Here is an 18039-nt window from a genome sequence, read left to right on the forward strand (position 1 = left end):
GCGGAACTGCCCCGAGGGACACGGGGCCCGCGCCCTCAGGGACGGCCAGGACGGTCAATTCCGGCGCGCGGCGGCTTCCTTGACGACCTGCTCCGCCTCGCGCGTGACCGCCCGCACGTGCTGGTCCTCGGACTTCTCCTTCTCCGGGACGACGAAGCGGTAGCCAACATTCCGCACGGTGCCGATCAGCGACTCGTGCTCGGGACCGAGCTTGGCCCGCAGCCGCCTGACGTGCACGTCGACCGTGCGCGTGCCGCCGAAGTAGTCGTAGCCCCAGACCTCCTGGAGCAGCTGCGCCCTGGTGAACACCCGGCCGGGGTGCTGCGCCAGGTACTTCAGCAGCTCGAACTCCTTGAACGTGAGGTCGAGCACGCGCCCCTTCAGCTTCGCGCTGTACGTGGCCTCGTCCACGGACAGGTCGCCGTTGCGGATCTCCATGGGGCTGTCGTCGGTGGACAGCTGCTGGCGGCCGGTGGCCAGCCGCAGCCTGGCCTCGACCTCCGCGGGGCCCGCCGTGTCCAGGACCACGTCGTCGACGCCCCAGTCCGCGGTGACCGCGGCAAGACCGCCCTCGGTGACGATGAGCACCAGCGGGCAGCCGGGGCCCGTGGAGCGCAGGAGCTGGCACAGCGAACGGACCTGCGGCAGGTCCTTCCTGCCGTCGACGAGGATGACGTCCGAGCTGGGCGCGTCCACGAGGGCCGGGCCCTCGGCGGGCGCGACGCGGACGTTGTGCAGGAGCAGTTCCAGGGCGGGGAGCACTTGCGAGGACGGCTGAAGGGCGTTGGTCAGGAGTAGCAGCGAACTCATACGGGGGCGTTCCTTCCTCAGTCCTGGCGAGGGGACGATGCGAGCGGCTCTGCCCAGAAAGCGCAAAAGGACCCGAGGTGGCATCAGTGCCCGGGTCCTTCCAACGGAAGCAGCATAGCCGAAACAATTCACCTGGCGCATCGGCATCTATCACACTCGACCCCGTGCTCGTGCCCATCCTCCTGCCGGGGTGGGCGTGCGCCGCGGGCGCGCGGGGGCATCATGGGGCGGCAGGATCGGAACGAGAGCGGAGTCGCGATGGCGAGGGGCACGATCCGTTACTGGGCCGCGGCAAAGGCCGCGGCCGGGACGGCGGAGGAGGCGTACGAGGCGGGCACGCTGGCCGCGGCGCTCGCCGACGCCCGCGACCGGCACGCCGACCGGCCCGACTTCGCGCGGGTGCTGGTGCGCTGCTCCTTTCTGGTGAACGGCGCGCAGGTCGGCCCGCGGCCCCACGAGAGTGTGACGCTGCCCGAGGGCGGCACGGTCGAGGTGCTCCCGCCGTTCGCGGGAGGTGCGCGATGACCGCCCCGGCCGACGCCCCCCGGCTCGCGGCGGGGCCGCGGCACCGCGCCAGGTCACCGATCGTGCCGCCCGGCGCGCGACCCGCCGTGCTGACCGCGCTGCTCGCCGCCCTGCTCGCCGCGACCGCCCCGATCGGCCAGGCCGCGGCGCTGCCCGCGGTGGTGCTGCTCCAGGCGGTGACGGCGGCCGGCTGGTTCCGGCTGAACGGGATGTGGCCGGCCAGGCAGGGCATCGCGCTGGCCTTCGCGGGCGGCCTGACGGCCGATGCCGCGGTGCTGGCCGCTCCCGCGGACCGGGCGCCCGAGGCGGTGGTCGGGGTGCTCGGGGTGTGGTTCCTGCTGGTGCTGGTGCTCCAGCTGCGGCACCGCGGTTCCGCGGACGAGCGCCTCGACTCGCTGACGGCGACGTCCGCGGCCACGCTGCTGACCGTGGCCGCCACCGGCCATCTGGCCGCGGTGGACGTCTCGGGCCGGGCGGTCGCGGTGACCGCGGCCGCGGTCGCGGCGGCGGTTCTGCTGCGTGCGGTGCCGGGTCCGGCGTTCCTCTCCTTCCTGCTCGGCCTGCTCGCGGCGGTGGGGACGGGGGCCTTCGCGGCGAGCCGGGTGGACGGGTTCGGCGCGGACGCGGTGGCGCTGGCCGCCGCGGGCGGGGTGTGCGCGCTGATCGGGCACCGGGTGGCGAGCTACGACTTCCCATCGCGCTTCGTGCACTTCACGGCCGGCGTCGCGCTGCCGCTCACGGCCGCGGCGCCCGCGGTATATCCGCTGGCCCGGGCGCTGATGTGACGTGCCGGGCGTGTAACGGGCCTGCTGCAACGGCCGCCCCCTCCCCCGGGCGCCCGGACCGGCGGGTTAGGCTCGCTCGACTTCTCGGAGACCACAGGGGGATTCGGCCCGATGCGCGCACTGCGAATAAGTCTGATCATCTTTGGCGTGCTGATCGTGCTCGCCATCGTTGCCGACCGCGTGGCGCTGTGGATCGCCGAGGGAGAGGTCGCCTCCCGGGCCCGTGACACCCTCGGTCTGACGGAGGAGCCGAGCGTGTCCGTGCAGGGCTTCCCCTTCCTGACGCAGGTCGCCGGCGGCAGTCTGGACCGGGTCGACCTCGGGCTCGACGAGTACACGGCGCAGGTGGACGACCAGGAGCTGGTCGTGTCGCAGCTGGACGTGCGGCTGAACGACGTGGAGCTGACCGACGGCTATTCCAGTGCGGTGGCCGGGCGCGCGGAGGGCGAGGGCCTGATCGACTACGAGGAGCTGACCCGCGCCTACGGGGAGCTGCTGGCGATCAGCGGCAACGGCTTCGGCGTCGAGTTCGGCTACGCGGAGGAGGGCAGGCTGCTGCTGACGCTGCAGGCCACCGTGCTGGGGCAGAGCCTGGACGTCGGCGAGGTGCCGGGCGAGATCGTGCTGGACGGCGACACCATCCGGCTCGAAGTCGACGACGCGGCCATCCCGGACACCGGCGGCGAGGAGGTGCAGGCGGCGATCCGCGAGCAGCTGGACCAGGAGCGCACGCTCAGCGGCCTCCCGGACGGACTCACGCTGGACGAGGTCGAGCCGACGCAGGACGGCCTGTCCCTGGGGATCACCGGCAGCGACGTCGAGATCGGCTGACCCGGGCCCCGTCGGCGATCCCCGGCGATCCCCGGCCATCCCGGAATACAGACACAGACGTCTCATTATCCGGAACAGCGGTGACATGAGCGCCGCCACGTCCGTACGATCGCGGTCATGATGCGACAGGCTGCGGGCACCCCCGCCGGGGGGCTGACGAAGCGACGGGCGGTCGACCTGTGCCGCGTCGCGGCCATGCTCTGTCGCCGCGACGGCTGACGACCGCGCCTCGCCTCCACGAGCCTGCGGCGTCGTTCCGCGCGCCTTCCGCCACGCCGGCGCAGCGCCCCCCGGTACCCCCGATCGCCGAAGGAGAACACGCATGAGCCGCAGTGACGTCCTCGTGGACGCCGACTGGGTCACCGCCCACCTCGACGACCCGGAGGTCGTCCTCGTCGAGGTCGACGAGGACACCTCCGCCTACGACAAGAACCACATCAGGAACGCGGTGCGGATCGACTGGAAGCGGGAGCTCCAGGACCCGGTCCGCCGCGACTTCGTGGACCAGGCCGGCTTCGAGGCGCTGCTGTCCGCCAAGGGCATCGGGGTCGACGACACGGTCGTGCTGTACGGCGGGAACAACAACTGGTTCGCGGCCTACGCCTACTGGTACTTCAAGCTGTACGGCCACCAGGACGTGCGCCTGCTCGACGGCGGCCGCAAGAAGTGGGAGCTGGACGCCCGCGAGCTGGTCGAGGAGGTGCCCGAGCGCGCCGCCACCCAGTACACCGCGTCGCCGCAGGACGTCTCGATCCGCGCCTTCCGCGACGAGGTCGTGGCGGCCATCGGCACGCAGAACCTGGTGGACGTGCGCTCCCCCGACGAGTTCAGCGGCAAGCTGCTGGCCCCCGCCCACCTGCCGCAGGAGCAGTCGCAGGTCGGCGGCCACATCCCGTCCGCGCGCAACATCCCCTGGTCGAAGTCGGCCAACGACGACGGCACCTTCCGTTCCGACGAGGAGCTGACGGAGCTGTACCAGGACGAGGGCGTGGACCTGGCCAAGGACACCATCGCCTACTGCCGGATCGGCGAGCGCTCGGCGCACACCTGGTTCGTGCTGCACGAGCTGCTCGGCGTGCCGAACGTCAAGAACTACGACGGTTCGTGGACCGAGTACGGCTCGCTCGTCGGAGTGCCGGTCGAGACCGGCCCGGCCAAGTAACGCGGCCAGCGGCCGGACGAAAGGGAGGACGCGCGATGTGCGGAGCGAAGCCAGGCGGCCCCGACGCCGCCACGGCGACCGCGGGCCGGACCACGATCCAGGGCTCGGTGACCAGGGACGGCGAGCCGGTGAACGGATATGTCCGCCTGCTGGACAGCACCGGTGAGTTCACGGCGGAGGTGCCGACCTCGGCGAGCGGCCAGTTCCGCTTCTACGCGGCCGGCGGGACCTGGACCCTGCGGGCGCTGGTCCCCGGCGCCTCGGCGGACCGCAAGGTCGTGGCCGCCGAGGGCGGGCTGACCGAGGTCAGTATCGCCGTCTGACGCGCGCTGCCGCGCGCGGGCCCCGGCCCAGGACACATGCGGAAGGCCGCGCTCCCCTGGTGGGGGGCGCGGCCTGATTGCCCCGTTGGTGTGCTTCGACTCGTGGGCGTACGTCGGGTCTGTGCCGTGTTTCTTCGTGTTGTAGGCGGCTCTCAGTAGACGAGCGCCCGGACGCCGTCGGGCATGATCTCACTCAGGAATACCTGTGCCCCGGCGATGCGGACGCCGTCGATCACGTCCTCCTCCTCGATCCCCCTCCGGGCGGCGCACTGCGTGCACAGAGTGATCCGCCCCCCGGCCTGGATACCGTCGATCAGGTCCGGCAGCGGCGCCGCGTGCGGCAGCCGGAACTCCGCCGCCCGGCCGGGAACGGCGAACCACGCCGCCTCCCCGGTCAGCCACAGCGAGACCTCCACGCCGCTGGCGGCGGCCAGCGCCGCCACCGTGAACGCCTGCGAGCACCGCTCAGGGGCGTCCGCCCCTGCCGTCACCTTGATCACCAGCTTCTGAGCCATGGCGCCACCGTAGCCCGGAGGGCCTTCGGCCCTACCGGGTCGTGCCGCAGGTGCCGCAGACCCAGTCGCCTCGCGGACCCTGATGCATAGCTCCACCACAGTTCGGACAACTCATGATCACACCCTTTCCACGCGCTTAGACGCAAGAACGTCCGAACGCGTTCAGTCGCAGTGATCACAAAACGGTCAAGGCGCCCAAGCGACGGGCCCGGGCGGCCCACCTCACTGAGATTCCCCGGCAGCCAAGGACTAGACTCGGCCGCGGACGGATTTCACATTCCCAGCGGCACCACGAGGAGCATCTGTGCTAGAGGCTTTCTTCATCACCCTGGTGGCGCTGGTCGTGGTCGCCGGCGGGGCCTTCACGGCCCTCGTTGTGATGAAGCTCTACCAGGGACAGCGCTGATACCGATGATCGAGATTCCGTCCGACCTGCACCCCTCGCTGGTACCGCTCGCCTTCCTCCTCGGCACCTGGCAGGGCGCCGGGGTCGCCGACTTCCCCGGCAACGAGGCGTGCAACTTCGGCCAGGAGGCGACCTTTTCGCACGACGGCCGCGACTTCCTCGAGTACCACTCACGCTCCTGGCGGCTCGACGCCGAGGGCAAGCGGCTCGACCCGCTGGAGGCCGAGCACGGCTACTGGCGGATCAAGGAGCGCCAGATCGAGGCCGTCATGATCCGCGACCAGGGCGTCGCCGAGGTCTGGTACGGCGAGCTGGCCGAGGGCAAGCCGCAGATCGACCTGGCCACCGACGCGGTGGCCCGCACCGGCGCTTCGCCCGCGTACACCGGCGGCAAGCGGCTCTACGGCTACGTGAACAGCGATCTGATGTGGGTCGGTGAGAAGGCCACCCCCGAGGTGCCGCTGCGCCCCTACATGTCGGCGCACCTGAAGCGGGCGGTCGACCCGCGGGAGTTCGTGGCGGATATCAAGGACCTGCCGGACGACGGCATCGCGTTCTTCCGCTAGGCCCCAAGGCCCCGGCGCGGCCGCGGGATGTGGTGCGTCCGGTAAACGAACCGGCGCGCAGCGCCGCGCACTTGCTATCGTGGGCGCACGGCCCGGCGGCACGCGGCGGCCCGCATTCGGGGGCGCGGGGGGCCCAAGCACTGTGCCCCTGGCCACGGTCACGGCGGCCAGGGGCACTACGCCTTGCCTCGGGTGGCATGCGTGCAGAGGCGGACCAGAGGCTTACGTGTCCGACCGTACCACGGCCGCCAACCCCTGTCCTGGGAGCCAGCGATGACCGACCAGGTGCCCGCCTGGATGTCCCGCGCCTTCTCCTCCTCCCGGCTCGGGCCCTACCTGCGGGCCACGGGCGGCGAGGCGGGGGCGGCCGTCCGGCTCTACTGGTGGAACGTGGAGGCGTCCGCCGCGCTCTACGGCCCGCTGCACTGCCTGGAGATATCCCTGCGGAACGCGCTGCACCGGGAGTTGAGCACCGCGTTCGGCCGGTCCGACTGGTGGATGGCGGCCCCGCTGAACGACGCCTCGATGCGGCTGGTGACCGCCGCGCGCCGCAAGTGCGGGAACGAGCTGGGGTACGGCCCCGGCAGGCGGCCGGTTCCGCACGACAGCGTGGTCGCCGGGCTCAACCTGGGGTTCTGGGTGGCGCTGCTGAGCAAGGGCGGCCGGGGCGGCGCCTACGACCGGCGGCTGTGGGTGCCGACGCTGCACAAGGCGTTCCCGCACTACTCGGGGCGCAGGGACGATCTGCACGCCGTGCTCGACTCGCTGCGCAGGCTGCGCAACCGGATCATGCACCACGAGTCGATACACCGGCGCGACCTGGTCGGCGACCACACGGCGATCTACCGCGTGCTCGGCCACATCGACCCGGTGGCCGCGAAGGAGGTCCAGGCGCTGGACCGTTTCCCCACCGTGCTCGGGCACCGGAAGGCCGCGCGCGAGGGCGGCCGCACGCCCCGCTTCTGAGGCCGCGGCGGGCCGGCCGCGGCCACTCAGGGAATCTTGAGCTTGGCGGCGTGGACATCGTCCGGTGACCACCTCACCGGCCGCCACCCTGCTCGTCGTCGACGAGCCCAACATCCGTGACCTGCTGGCCCAGACGTTCCGCCTCACCGGTTTCACCGTGCGCTGCGCGGACAGCGGCGTGGCGGCGCTGAACGCCGTGCGCGCGCGGGAGCCGGACCTGATCGTGCTGGACGTGATGCTGCCCGACCTCGACGGTTTCGACGTCGCCCGCACGCTGCGCCGCGGCGCCTGTCAGGTGCCGGTCCTGTTCCTCACCGCGCGGGACGACGTCACCGACCGCGTGGCCGGGCTCAGCGCGGGCGCGGACGACTACGTCACCAAGCCGTTCAGCCTTGAGGAGGTGGTCCTGCGCGTCCGCGCCATCCTGCGCCGGGGCGCGCCCGCCCCCGCGCAGGCGCCGGCCACCGTGCTGCGCTACGCCGACCTCGAACTGGACGAGGACGCCCACCGCGTGCACCGCGGCGGCCGGCGCGTCGATCTGTCGCCGACCGAGTTCCGGCTGCTCGGCTACCTGCTCAGGAACGCGGGCCGGGTGCTCAGCAAGGAGCAGATCCTGGACCGGGTGTGGTCCTACGGCTTCGGCGGCGACGCCAGGATCGTGGAGAGCTACGTGTACTACCTGCGGAAGAAGATCGACGCCGACCGCCCGCCGCTGATCCACACCGTGCGCGGCGTCGGCTACGTGCTGCGCGGCACACCGTGACGCTGCGCACCCGCCTCGTGCTGATCACCGCGGCGCTCAGCGCGCTGGCACTGCTGGCCGCGAACGCGGCGGGCATCGTGCTGCTGCGGACCTACCTGACGGACCGGGTGGACGAGCGGTTCGCCGCGGCCGGGGAGGCGGCCGGGGAGGCGGCCGGCGGCGTGACCGCCGACCGGCTCGCGTCCCTGGTGAACGCCGACCGGGAGAGCCGCGAACTGCTGGGCGACCGGTTCGGCGACGACAGCCGGATCTACGTGTTCGGCGCGGACGGCGCCCCGCTGGCCGCCGTACCGGCCGCGGAGGCGCCCGGGGGCCCGCGGCTGCCGCCCGCCGGGGAGCTGCGGGCGCGGGCGGGCGGGCCTTTCACCGTGCCGGGCCGCGGGGGCGGCGCCTCCTGGCGGGTCGACGCCGGGACCGCGGAGGACGGCGCGCTGGTGGTCACCGCGTTCTCGCTGGCGCAGGTCGACGCGACCGTCAACCGGCTGCTGATCATCGACGCGGCCGTCCTCTGCGTCGTGCTGCTGCTGCTCGCCGCCGCGGCCTGGGTGATCAGGCTCGGACTGCGCCCGCTGACCAGGATCGAGGCGACGGCCGGCCGCATCACCGGCGGCGACCTGGCCCGGCGGGTCCGCGGGGCGCACCCGGGGACCGAGCCGGGGCGGCTCGGCCTGGCCATGAACGCGATGCTCGACCGCGTCGAGTCCGAGATCACCGCCCGCCGGGCGTCGGAGCAGCGGCTGCGCCGCTTCCTCTCCGACGCCTCGCACGAACTGCGCACCCCTCTGACGTCGATCCGCGGCTTCGCCGAACTGGCCCGCAGGGGCGGGGACACGGGCCAGGCGCTGGCCAGGATCGAGGCGGAGGCGACGCGGATGGGCGTGCTGGTGGCGGATCTGCTGCTGGCCAGGCTGGACGAGCAGCCGCGGCTCGGGCGGGCCCCCGTCGACCTGCTCGCCCTGGCCGCGGACCTGGTCGGCGTGGCGCGCGTCCAGGCTCCGGAACGGGCGATCTCACTGACCGGCCACGGCTTGGGCGGGGACCGGCCGGAGCCGGTCACGGTGGCGGGCGACGCGCTGCGCCTGCGGCAGATCGTCGGCAATCTGCTGACGAACGCGCTCCGGCACACCCCGCCCGGCGCCGCGGTCACCCTGCGGGTCGGCCGGGCCGGGGACGCGGCGGTGGTGGAGGTCGCCGACACCGGGCCCGGCATTCCGCCGGAGCACGTGCCGCGGATCTTCGACCGCCTGTACCGGGTGCGCGCCGGCGCGGACGGCGGCGCGGGCCTCGGACTGCCCATCGCCGCGGCGCTCGCGCAGGCCCACGGCGGGCGGGTCGACGTCGAGACCGCCGTCGGCCAGGGCACGACGTTCCGCCTGACCCTGCCCCTGACCGGCCGGGACGGAGCGGGCGCGCCTCACACCGTCCGCAGCGCGCCGCCGTCGACGGGGACCACCGCCCCGGTGACGTAGCCCGCGGCCGGGGACAGCAGGAACGCGGCGACGCGGCCGAACTCCTCGGGCTCGCCGTAACGGTTCAGCGGGATCGACGAACGGGTACGGGCGCGCGCGTCCTCGTCGGCCGCCGCGTCGAGCTCCCGCATCCTGTCGGTCGAGATCCGGCCCGGCAACAGCCCGAACACCCGCACACCGCGCGGCCCGTGCTCGTCCGCCAGGTCCTTGGCCGCCATGGCGAGGCCGGGGCGCAGGCCGTTGGAGATGCCGAGGCCAGGGATCGGCGACCGCGCCGAGGTCGACAGGACCAGGCCGACCGCGCCGCCCTCGCCGAGGTGGCCGACGACCGTGCGGGCGGCCCGCACCGCGCCGAGGAACACCGACTCGAACGCCGCCCGCCACTGCTCGTCCGTGGCCGCGCCCGCGGTGCCGGGCGGCGGACCGCCCACCGAGATCAGCGCGCCGTCGAGCCGCCCGAACCCGTTCACCGCCGCCTCCACCAGCCGCCCGGGGGCCGCCGGGTCGGCCAGGTCGGCGGCCAGGCCGACGGCGCGGCCCGCGCCGCCGAGGCGTTCGACGGCGGCCGTGACGTGCGCCGGGTCGCGGGAGGACACCACCACCCGGGCGCCGTCCGCCACCAGCGCGGCGGCCGTCGCGTACCCCAGGCCCTTGCTGCCGCCGGTCACCACGTACACGCGGTCGGCCAGTCCCAGATCCATCGCCTTTTCCTTCCCTCGCCTGTGCCTCGTCCGCGGGCGTTCCGGCCCCGCCCCGCGTTCCCAGCGTTCTCCCAGCCGGCGCGCAGGGGCCGCCCACCCGCGGCGTACAGCATCCTCGCCATGAAACAGAACAGGAAACCCCTGACCCGCACCCGGCGCGCCCTGACCGCCGCGGCCTTCGCCGCCGCCCTGCTCACCGCCTGCGGCGGCGGCGAAGGCGGTGACGGCGGCCAGGTCCCCGCCGCGGACGGCGGCGCGTCGCCGGACGCCGCCGCGGGCGACGCGGGCGGCGCGGCCCCGGTCGAGCAGGGCCGGAAGTTCGCCGAGTGCCTGCGCGAGAACGGCCTTGAGGTGCCCGACCCCGACCCCGAATCCGGGGAACTGGACCTGACGGACGCCGCCGGGGAGGGCGAGGGCCGCGACGCGCTGATGGCCGCGTTCGAAGCCTGCCGCGACCTGGCGCCGGAACAGTACGCGGAGCAGCCCGAGCCCAGTGGCGAACAGCTCGACGCCATGCGGGAGTTCGCCGCGTGCATGCGGGAGAACGGCATCGACGTGCCCGATCCCGACCCGGCCGCGGGCCTGGAGCCCGGCGCCGTCGACCCGGCCGCCCCCGGCTACGACGCGGCGCTCGAAGCCTGCCAGGAGTACCTGGACGGCATGGGGAGGGGCTGAGCGATGAAGCTCCGCACCGCCCTGATCACGCTGGGCGCGGTGGCCGCGGGCTTCGACGGGCACGCGACCACCGTGTACGCCCGCGCCGCGGAGGGCACCGTTCCGGATGTGCAGGCGGTGCTCGCGGCGACGGCCAACCCGGCCGCGCCGAACGAGGTGGAGGTGTCCCGCCCCTCGGACGCGCTCGCCGCGCGGGAGGCGGCCGACGACGCGCTCGGCGGGCTGCTGCTCGGCCTGGGTGCGGTCGCGCTGCTCGCCGGCGGGGTCGGGGTGGCGAACACCATGGTGATCTCGGTACTGGAACGGCGTTCCGAGATCGGGCTGCGGCGTTCCCTCGGCGCGACGCGCGGGCAGATCCGCGGCCAGTTCCTCGTCGAGTCGCTGCTGCTGTCCGCGCTGGGCGGCGCCGGCGGCGTGGTGGCGGGGATCGCCGTCACCGGCGGCTACGCGGCGCTGCGCGGCTGGCCCGCGCTCGTTCCCGCCTGGGCGACCGGCGGCGGTCTCGCGGCCACGCTGGCGATCGGAGCGGTGGCGGGCTTCTATCCGGCGCTGCGCGCGGCGCGGCTCTCGCCGACCGAGGCACTTACGGCGGTTTGACGCCGGGTCCCGCAGGATGGGACACGCCTCCTCGCACGGACCCCGTCCCGTCCCCTCGGGCGGGGTCCGTGTGCTTTTTCTCCTTCTACACTGGGCAACGTGGTGAGCACCGACTGGCAGACCGACCTGCGCAACCGCGGCTACCGGCTGACCCCGCAGCGGCAGCTGGTCCTGGAGGCTGTCGAGAAGCTGGAGCACTCCACGCCGGAGGACATCCTCACCGAGGTGCGCCGCACCGCGGGCGGGGTCAACATCTCGACCGTGTACCGCACGCTTGAGCTGCTTGAGGAGCTGGGCCTGGTCTCGCACGCCCACCTGGGGCACGGGGCGCCGACGTACCACCTGGCCGAGCGGCACGACCACCTGCACCTGATGTGCCGGGACTGCGAGCAGGTGCTGGAGACGGATCTGGAGGTGGCCGAGCCGTTCGCGGAGCGGCTGCGGCAGAGCTTCGGCTTCGAGACCGACCTGCGGCACTTCGCGATCTTCGGCCGCTGCGGCGACTGTTCGGCGCGCAGGGCCGCGGGGTCCGGGCCCGCCACGCCGTAGGCTGGAGACATGCCGTCCTACTCCAGTCCCCTGCTGTCCCTGCCGGGTGCGGTCGCCGCCGACGAGCCGGACGCGGGGGTCGCCGCACACTACGGGGATCTCTTCCGGGAGCAGCGCGCGCTGGCCGCGGGCGAGGGATTCGTCGACCTGTCGCACCGGGACGTGGTCACCGTCTCCGGCGCCGACCGGCTGAGCTGGCTGCATCTGCTGCTGACGCAGGCCGTCGCCGAGCTGGCCCCGGGGCACGCGACGGAGGCACTGATCCTGTCCGCGAAGGGGCACATCGAGCACGCGCTGTACCTCGTGGACGACGGCGGCACGACATGGCTGCACACCGAGCCGGGCGCGGCCGGACCGCTGATCGCGTACCTGGAGAGCATGAAGTTCTTCTACCGGGTGGAGGTCGCGGACCGGACCGGGGAGTTCGCGGTGGTGCACCTGCCCGCGGGGTCGATCGCGGCCGATCCGGCCGGTGCGGTGGTGCGGCAGACCGCGTACGGGCGGGACGTGTTCCTGCCGCGCGGCGAGCTGCCCGCGTTCGCCGCCGCGCACGGGCCCGCCGCGGGCGTGCTCGCGTTCGAGGCGCTGCGGGTGGAGGGGCACCGGCCGCGGCTCGGCCGCGAGACCGACCACCGCACCATCCCGCACGAGCTGGGCTGGCTGGAGACGGCGGTGCACCTGCACAAGGGCTGCTACCGGGGCCAGGAGACGGTCGCCCGCGTGCAGAATCTGGGCCGGCCGCCGCGCCGCCTGGTCTTCCTGCACCTGGACGGCAGCGAGGTGCGGCTGCCGGAGCACGGCGCCCCGGTGCGGCTGGCCGCGGACGGCGCCGAGGGCCGGGCGCTCGGTGTCGTCACCACCTCGGCGCGGCACCACGAGCTGGGCCCGATCGCACTCGCCGTGATCAAGCGGAACGTGCCGGCCGACGCGGAGCTGCTCGCCGGGGACACCCCGGCCGCCCAGGAGACGGTCGTCGACGCGTAGGTCCTGTCCTGAGGTCGCGCCGGGCGTGTGGCGGCCGTCACACGTCGAGCAGCACGGTGAACGGGCCGTCGTTCGTCAGCGACACCCGCATCTTCGCGCCGAAGCTGCCCGTTTCCACGCGCGCCCCCAGCGCGCGCAGGTGCGCGCACACCGATGCGACCAGTGGCTCGGCCTGCGCGCCGGGGGCCGCGGCGCTCCAGGTGGGGCGCCGCCCCTTGGCGGCGTCACCGTAGAGAGTGAACTGGGAGACGACGAGCAGCGGGGCGCCGACGTCGGAGCAGGACTTCTCGCCGTCGAGGACCCGCAGGGTCCACAGCTTGCGCGCCAGCCTGGCCGCCGTTTCCTCGGTGTCCGTGTGCGTGGCGCCCACCAGCACACACAGGCCCTGGCCCACGATCTCACCGACAGTCTCGCCGTCGACCACGACGGCCGCGCCGTCCACGCGCTGCACCACTGCTCGCATGACCGCCATCATGCCGGAACGTTCCTCTCTGACCGAACGCCAACCGGATGGGTGCCACATCGCTGCGCCCGCTGGGTACACAGTGACACGATGCGTGCCACGGGGTACGTACCGCGCCACCACGCCGAAACAGGGACGAGGGGACTAAAACCGCATGATCACACCGGGTCCCGGCACGCGCAGTGCCCTGCGGGACGCCACGCAGCCCGAGCTGCGTCGGCTCAGCCTGCGGGAGCTGCGGGAGCTGCGCCGCACCGCGCAGCTCGAAGAGGCCGATCTGAGCTTTGTGCGGCGGCTGTTGCAAGGGCGGATCGACATCCTGGAGGCGGAGCGGCGCCGGCGCGTGGCGCAGGAGCCGGCGCTGCTCGACCAGCTGCCGCGCATCCTGGCCGACGGGCCGTCGCGGCAGCGTTCCTCCGCCCGGCATGTGACGCTGGGCACGCCGGCGAGCGAGGAGTACCGGCTGCTCGCCGAGGAGATGCTGGGCGAGGTCGCCCTGTCCGACCTGACCTCGCTCGACGACGAGGTGCTGCGCGACGCGCTGGGCCGCCTGGCCCGCTGGGAGGCCCAGGTCTCGCGGCGGCGCCAGGACCTGCACCGGACGGCCGACGGGTGCGGCGCCGAGATCGCGCGCCGGTACCGTGAGGGGGAGGCGCAGGTGGACGACCTGCTGGCCTAGAGGTGGCCTGGGAGTTCTCACAGCAAGAGGGGTGCGCATGTCCTCGATACCGCCGGTGGCTCCGGTGCTCGCGGAGGTCGTCAGGTCGGGATTCGTCGAGGGCAGGCACCGCGGCGCCCTGGTGGTGCTCGCGGCGGACGGCTCGGTGGAACGGGCGCTCGGCGACGTGACCGGGCCCGTCTTCCCCCGTTCGAGCAACAAGCCGCTGCAGGCCGCGGCCGTGCTGCGGTCCGGGCTCGGCCTCGCCGGGGAGCGGCTGGCGCTCGCGGCGGCGAGCCACGCGGGCGAGGACGCCCACCGCCGGCTCGCGGTGCGGCTGCTCGCGGAGGCGGGGCTCGGCGAGGAGTCGCTGCACTGCCCGCCGGACCGGCCCCTGGGCGGCGGGGAGCCCTCGCGGCCCGCCATGAACTGCTCGGGCAAGCACGCCGCGATGCTGGCCGCGAGCGCCGCGAACGGCTGGCCGGTGGAGACGTACACGGACCAGGACCACCCCTTGCAGCTGCTGGTGCGGGAGACGATCGAGGCGGCGACGGGCGAGACGGTGGCGCACGTCGGGGTCGACGGCTGCGGCGCGCCGCTGTTCGCCTTCTCGCTGACCGGCCTGGCGCGGGCGTTCCGCGGCTGCGTGCTGGCCGCACCGGACAGCCCGGAACGGCGGGTGGCTGACGCGATGCGCGCGCACCCGTGGTGCGTGGCGGGGACGGGGCGGCCGGACACGCTGCTGATGGCGGCGGTGCCGGGGCTGCTGGCGAAGGGGGGCGCCGAGGGGGTGCAGGCGGTGGCGCTGCCGGACGGCCGGGCGCTGGCGTTCAAGATCGAGGACGGTGCGGCCAGGGCGCTCGGGCCGGTGCTTGCCGCGCTGCTCACGGCGCTCGGCGTCGACGCCTCCGCGGTGGCGCCCGAGCCGGTGACGGGCGGCGGCCGGCCGGTGGGCGAGGTGCGGGCGACCGTCTGAGGCCCGCGGGAAATGCCTGGCCGGGGCGGACATCCGGCGCATAGCCTCGCCTCATGGCTCTGCACACCCGACTCGTCACGGATGATCCCGCGGACGGCACCGCCTGGGTCCGTGCCGTTTCCACCGGCTTTCTGACTCCCCCCGACGCCGACCCGGACAGTATCGAACGGCGCCGCACGCACCTCGGTCCCGGCCGCAACCGCGGCGCCTTCGAAGGCGATCGCTGCGTCGCCACGTTCCGCAGTTTCGACCAGCAGCTCACGGTGCCCGGCGGCCGTGCCGTCCTCGCCAACGCGATAAGCGGGGTGACGGTCCTGGCGACGCACCGCAGGCGGGGGCTGCTGAGCCGGCTGATGGCGGATGACCTGGCCGACGCGAAGGAGCGGGGCGACGCGGCCGCGACGCTCATAGCCGCCGAGTACCTGATCTACGGCCGCTTCGGCTTCGGACCCGCGACCACGTTCACCTCATGGCGGGTGAACGGGCAGCGAACGGGCCTCGATCCGCGGTGGTCGCTGCCGGAGAGCGAGGGGTCCCTTTCGTTCGCGGACGGCGCCGAGGTGCGCAAGACCGGTCCCGAACTGCATGAGCGGTTCCGGCTCGGCCAGCCGGGCGCGATCGACCGCAAGGCGCAGTTCTGGCGGGTGTGCACCGGTGACCTGCGCTTCGGGCCCGCGCCGTGGGTGGAGCCGTTCCACGTGCTGTACCGGGACGCGGCGGGGGTGCCGCAGGGGCTCGTGACCTTCGCCATCGAGGACCGGTGGGAGGCGGGGATGCCGGTCGGCACCGCCACGGTGCGGTCGCTGGTGGCCACCGGCCCGGCGGCCGAGGCGGTGCTGTGGCGCTTCCTGCTGTCCATGGACCGGGTGACCTCGGTCGTTTCCGGTCCCGTCGCGCCGGATTCCGTGCTGCCGCTGATCCTGCCCAATCCGCGGGCGGCCGAAGTGGCCGAGCGGGCGGACTTCCTGTGGCTGCGCCCGCTCGACCTGCCCGCGCTGCTCGGCGCGCGGACGTACGGCGCCGAGGGCGAACTCGTCCTGGACGTGCGGGACCCGATGGGCCTGGCGGAGGGCCGTTACCTGCTGACCGCCGCCCCGGAGGGCGGCCGGGCGGTGCCGACCACGCGCCGGCCGGACCTGGTCTTGAGCACGGGGGCGCTGGCGCAGCTCTACCTGGGGGACGAGTCCGCGGAGCGGCTGGTGGCCGCGGGTCTCGCGGACGCGGAGACGACGAGGGCGGCGGCCCGTGCGGACCTGCTGTTCCGCACGGGACGCCGCCCCTGGTGCCCCGACATCTTCTGAAAGTCTTCCGATTTTCAGATCTAATCTGACGCCTTCCGAGTCGGCAGCCTCTGACCGGTTTTCCGCTCAGAGACTGCCGACCAGCAGTGTGGCCAACACTGCCGTACCCACACAGGCGCAGGTGAAGTTGCGCCTGCGCACCCCCGTCCGCAGGATCAGCAGGCCGATTAGGCCCGGCAGACCGAACTGGATCTCGACCGCCCGCTCCACCGCGATGCCGAAGGCAGCCACAGCGATAGTGGAAACAAGCATGACTCCTCCTCACATCACGTCAACTTCGTCGAAGTTTCGACTAGTTGGCTAAGTTGTCAACCAACTATACGCTTGTTTTGCCCAGTTGGCGGCACCTTGGAAACGTCCTGGTATCAACCTTCCACAAGTGGCCGAAAGTTGTATGGTGTTGAGCCGTGAGTCAGGAGACCGCCCCGGACAGCGAAACGTCGGAGCCGGCCGATGACCTGGTCTCCCCGGACCACGTCGCCGATGTGCTGCGCGACCGCATACGTTCGGGAGAGCTGCCACGGCACGCCCGGCTGCCCACCCAACGCGCTCTCGTCGAGGAGTTCGGCGTCAACAGGACCACGGTCCGGCAGGCGCTGGCCGTCTTGGAGCGCGAGGGCTACCTGAGCGCCCGTGGGCGCGGCGCCCCCGCCGTCGTCAGCTCTCCCGCCGAGGACGCCCCCCGCCCGGCCGGCGTCGAAGTCGCCGACCGCATCGCGCTGGCCTTCCAGGCCGACACCATCACCATCGACGCGTTCTGCCTCACCACCGAGACGCTGAACGCCGCCCTCGCCGCCCCGCTCATCGCCATCTCGACGGGCGAACTGGCTCCCGAGTCCATCTCCATTCGGGTGATGCTGCCCAATCCGGACGCCCCGCTGGCCTATCCGCGGCTGGTCTCCGACCCGGCGGACCCGCGCCCGCTGCTGCGCCTGCGGCGCCTCACCCGCACCTTCTCCACCTCGGTCCGTCACCAGCTCACCTCGCTCGCCGAGATGGGCCTGGTGCCCAAGGTCAACGTCGAGATCCGCGCCGTGCCCATCACACCGGTGCAGAAGGTCTACCTCCTCAACGGCTCCGAGGTGCTGACCGCGTACTACCAGGTGGTGCCGCGGGTCGTGGAGTACGAGCAGGAGCAGCTGGAGATCTACGACGTCCTCGGGCTCAACTCGAAGGTCTTCCGCTCCTCCTCGGACACCGCATTTGTAGAGGAGTCACACCAGTGGTTCGAGTCCCTCTGGTCAACGCTGGCCCAACCACTCACACTCGGTTAAATGAGGGAACTCATCAGTAATGCCCGCTGTGTTCTCTTCGACTTCGACGGGCCGGTGTGCCGACTCTTCGCCGTGCGCACCGCCGAGTCCATCGCGCACCGGCTGCGCGACCTGGCCGCGGACCTGTCGGTGTCGGCGCTGCTCTCGGCCGAGTTACGGGCCTCGACCGACCCGCACCAGGTGCTGCGCGGCATCGCGCGCCGCCGGCCGGCCCCGGGCGTCGTGTCCCGGCTCGAAGCCGCACTGACGCGCGAGGAGATCTCAGCCGCCGCGACGGCACCCCCGACTCCCTACGCCGCCGCGCTCATCGCGGCCCTGTCCACGCGCGGCCGCCAGGTCGCCATCGCCACGAACAACTCCCCACTGGCCGCGGAGCACTACCTCAACCGGCACGAGCTGGCCGGCTACGTCGCCGGCCGGGTGCACGGCCGCACCCAGGACATGACGCGGCTCAAGCCGCACCCCGACTCGCTGCACCGCGCCCTGGCCTCGACCAGAACGGAGCCACGGCACGCACTCATGATCGGCGACAGCGTCGCGGACTACGCGGCGGCCCGGTCGGCCGAAGTCCCCTTCCTCGGCTACGCGTTCGACGAAAGTGGCGCGGAACGACTGCTCGCGGCGGGCGCACGCGACGTCGTGCGCTCTCTTGAGCACGTCCTCACCGCGCTCATCGCGCCCGCCTCCGGGTGAGATGCACCCTTTTGAGCCATCGGAAACAAGCGGTCGGCGGCGTACGG

General features: G+C 73.2%; 23 protein-coding genes and 1 pseudogene. 19 read left to right on the forward strand and 5 right to left on the reverse strand.

Going from position 1 to position 18039, the window contains the following annotated elements; all coding sequences use genetic code 11:
• Positions 1-54: 54 nt before the first annotated feature.
• Complete coding sequence (locus RM779_RS05370) at positions 55-810, reverse strand: winged helix-turn-helix transcriptional regulator (protein ID WP_077060720.1); 756 nt, start codon at positions 808-810, stop codon at positions 55-57.
• 258 nt (positions 811-1068) lie between these two features.
• Between RM779_RS05370 and RM779_RS05375 the strand changes: the two genes are divergently transcribed.
• From RM779_RS05375 to RM779_RS05400, 6 genes are all read left to right on the forward strand, one after another.
• Positions 1069-1335, forward strand: a complete 267-nt coding sequence (locus RM779_RS05375; protein ID WP_077060719.1) for a MoaD/ThiS family protein — start codon at positions 1069-1071, stop codon at positions 1333-1335.
• The gene (locus RM779_RS05380; protein WP_394813225.1) at positions 1332-2120 is read left to right on the forward strand and encodes a hypothetical protein; all 789 of its coding nucleotides are present in this window, start codon (positions 1332-1334) and stop codon (positions 2118-2120) included. Before RM779_RS05375 ends, RM779_RS05380 begins: the two co-directional genes overlap by 4 nt.
• 111 nt (positions 2121-2231) lie before the next feature.
• Positions 2232-2951, forward strand: a complete 720-nt coding sequence (locus tag RM779_RS05385) for an LmeA family phospholipid-binding protein (protein ID WP_311616285.1) — start codon at positions 2232-2234, stop codon at positions 2949-2951.
• A 117-nt stretch (positions 2952-3068) separates the two neighbouring features.
• Entirely contained in the window at positions 3069-3170 is a 102-nt protein-coding gene (locus RM779_RS05390) for a putative leader peptide (protein WP_311616287.1), read from the forward strand.
• A 103-nt stretch (positions 3171-3273) separates the two neighbouring features.
• Positions 3274-4113, forward strand: coding sequence for a sulfurtransferase (locus tag RM779_RS05395; protein WP_077060716.1), 840 nt, complete (start codon positions 3274-3276; stop codon positions 4111-4113).
• Between the two features lie 35 nt (positions 4114-4148).
• Positions 4149-4436, forward strand: coding sequence for a DUF1416 domain-containing protein (locus tag RM779_RS05400; protein WP_077060715.1), 288 nt, complete (start codon positions 4149-4151; stop codon positions 4434-4436).
• 152 nt (positions 4437-4588) lie between these two features.
• Here RM779_RS05400 and RM779_RS05405 read toward each other — a convergent pair whose 3' ends face one another.
• Entirely contained in the window at positions 4589-4951 is a 363-nt protein-coding gene (locus RM779_RS05405) for a DsrE family protein (protein ID WP_311616291.1), read from the reverse strand.
• Between the two features lie 411 nt (positions 4952-5362).
• Between RM779_RS05405 and RM779_RS05410 the strand changes: the two genes are divergently transcribed.
• From RM779_RS05410 to RM779_RS05425, 4 genes are all read left to right on the forward strand, one after another.
• A complete protein-coding gene (locus RM779_RS05410; RefSeq protein ID WP_311616292.1) occupies positions 5363-5923 on the forward strand; it encodes an FABP family protein in 561 nt (186 codons plus the stop codon).
• Positions 5924-6196: 273 nt separating this feature from the next.
• Entirely contained in the window at positions 6197-6889 is a 693-nt protein-coding gene (locus tag RM779_RS05415) for a hypothetical protein (RefSeq protein ID WP_311616294.1), read from the forward strand.
• A gap of 64 nt (positions 6890-6953) precedes the next feature.
• The gene (locus RM779_RS05420) at positions 6954-7652 is read left to right on the forward strand and encodes a response regulator transcription factor (protein WP_311616296.1); all 699 of its coding nucleotides are present in this window, start codon (positions 6954-6956) and stop codon (positions 7650-7652) included.
• Positions 7649-9121, forward strand: coding sequence for a sensor histidine kinase (locus RM779_RS05425; protein ID WP_311616298.1), 1473 nt, complete (start codon positions 7649-7651; stop codon positions 9119-9121). The genes RM779_RS05420 and RM779_RS05425 overlap by 4 nt, the downstream gene beginning before the upstream one ends.
• Here the strand turns inward: RM779_RS05425 and RM779_RS05430 are convergent.
• Positions 9067-9822, reverse strand: coding sequence for an SDR family oxidoreductase (locus RM779_RS05430; RefSeq protein WP_311616300.1), 756 nt, complete (start codon positions 9820-9822; stop codon positions 9067-9069). The two genes, RM779_RS05425 and RM779_RS05430, sit on opposite strands and share 55 nt — an antisense overlap.
• Before the next feature lie 120 nt (positions 9823-9942).
• Here RM779_RS05430 and RM779_RS05435 point away from each other — a divergent pair, with 120 nt between their 5' ends.
• From RM779_RS05435 to ygfZ, 4 genes and pseudogenes are all read left to right on the forward strand, one after another.
• Positions 9943-10497, forward strand: coding sequence for a hypothetical protein (locus tag RM779_RS05435; protein ID WP_311616302.1), 555 nt, complete (start codon positions 9943-9945; stop codon positions 10495-10497).
• Positions 10498-10545: 48 nt separating this feature from the next.
• A pseudogene (locus tag RM779_RS05440) lies at positions 10546-11094 on the forward strand (ABC transporter permease); the annotation flags it as partial.
• Positions 11095-11193: 99 nt separating this feature from the next.
• Positions 11194-11643 carry a Fur family transcriptional regulator gene (locus RM779_RS05445; protein WP_311616303.1) on the forward strand — a complete coding sequence of 150 codons (450 nt, stop codon included), beginning with the start codon at positions 11194-11196 and terminating at the stop codon, positions 11641-11643.
• A 9-nt stretch (positions 11644-11652) separates the two neighbouring features.
• Complete coding sequence (gene ygfZ / locus RM779_RS05450; protein ID WP_311616304.1) at positions 11653-12627, forward strand: CAF17-like 4Fe-4S cluster assembly/insertion protein YgfZ; 975 nt, start codon at positions 11653-11655, stop codon at positions 12625-12627.
• 37 nt (positions 12628-12664) lie between these two features.
• Here ygfZ and dtd read toward each other — a convergent pair whose 3' ends face one another.
• Positions 12665-13090 carry a D-aminoacyl-tRNA deacylase gene (gene dtd / locus RM779_RS05455; RefSeq protein ID WP_077063467.1) on the reverse strand — a complete coding sequence of 142 codons (426 nt, stop codon included), beginning with the start codon at positions 13088-13090 and terminating at the stop codon, positions 12665-12667.
• 154 nt (positions 13091-13244) lie between these two features.
• Between dtd and RM779_RS05460 the strand changes: the two genes are divergently transcribed.
• Genes RM779_RS05460 through RM779_RS05470 form a run of 3 tightly spaced genes read left to right on the forward strand, consistent with a single transcriptional unit; the run spans position 13245 to position 16025 of the window.
• Positions 13245-13769: an RsiG family protein gene (locus tag RM779_RS05460; RefSeq protein ID WP_077060704.1), complete on the forward strand. Its 525-nt coding sequence runs from the start codon at positions 13245-13247 to the stop codon at positions 13767-13769.
• Positions 13770-13806: 37 nt separating this feature from the next.
• Positions 13807-14724 carry an asparaginase gene (locus RM779_RS05465; RefSeq protein ID WP_311616308.1) on the forward strand — a complete coding sequence of 306 codons (918 nt, stop codon included), beginning with the start codon at positions 13807-13809 and terminating at the stop codon, positions 14722-14724.
• A gap of 53 nt (positions 14725-14777) precedes the next feature.
• Complete coding sequence (locus tag RM779_RS05470; RefSeq protein ID WP_311616310.1) at positions 14778-16025, forward strand: GNAT family N-acetyltransferase; 1248 nt, start codon at positions 14778-14780, stop codon at positions 16023-16025.
• A 66-nt stretch (positions 16026-16091) separates the two neighbouring features.
• On the opposite strand, the gene RM779_RS05475 is transcribed toward RM779_RS05470, so the two are convergent.
• Positions 16092-16277, reverse strand: coding sequence for a hypothetical protein (locus RM779_RS05475; RefSeq protein ID WP_077060701.1), 186 nt, complete (start codon positions 16275-16277; stop codon positions 16092-16094).
• 155 nt (positions 16278-16432) lie between these two features.
• On the opposite strand from RM779_RS05475, the gene RM779_RS05480 reads away from it, so the two are divergent.
• Both RM779_RS05480 and RM779_RS05485 read left to right on the forward strand, forming a co-directional pair.
• The gene (locus tag RM779_RS05480) at positions 16433-17299 is read left to right on the forward strand and encodes a winged helix-turn-helix domain-containing protein (protein WP_311616313.1); all 867 of its coding nucleotides are present in this window, start codon (positions 16433-16435) and stop codon (positions 17297-17299) included.
• Positions 17300-17992, forward strand: coding sequence for an HAD family hydrolase (locus RM779_RS05485; protein WP_311616315.1), 693 nt, complete (start codon positions 17300-17302; stop codon positions 17990-17992). It begins immediately after the preceding gene.
• Positions 17993-18039: the final 47 nt, after the last annotated feature.

This window comes from Streptomyces johnsoniae (assembly GCF_031845565.1).
Classification (GTDB): domain Bacteria; phylum Actinomycetota; class Actinomycetes; order Streptomycetales; family Streptomycetaceae; genus Streptomyces; species Streptomyces johnsoniae.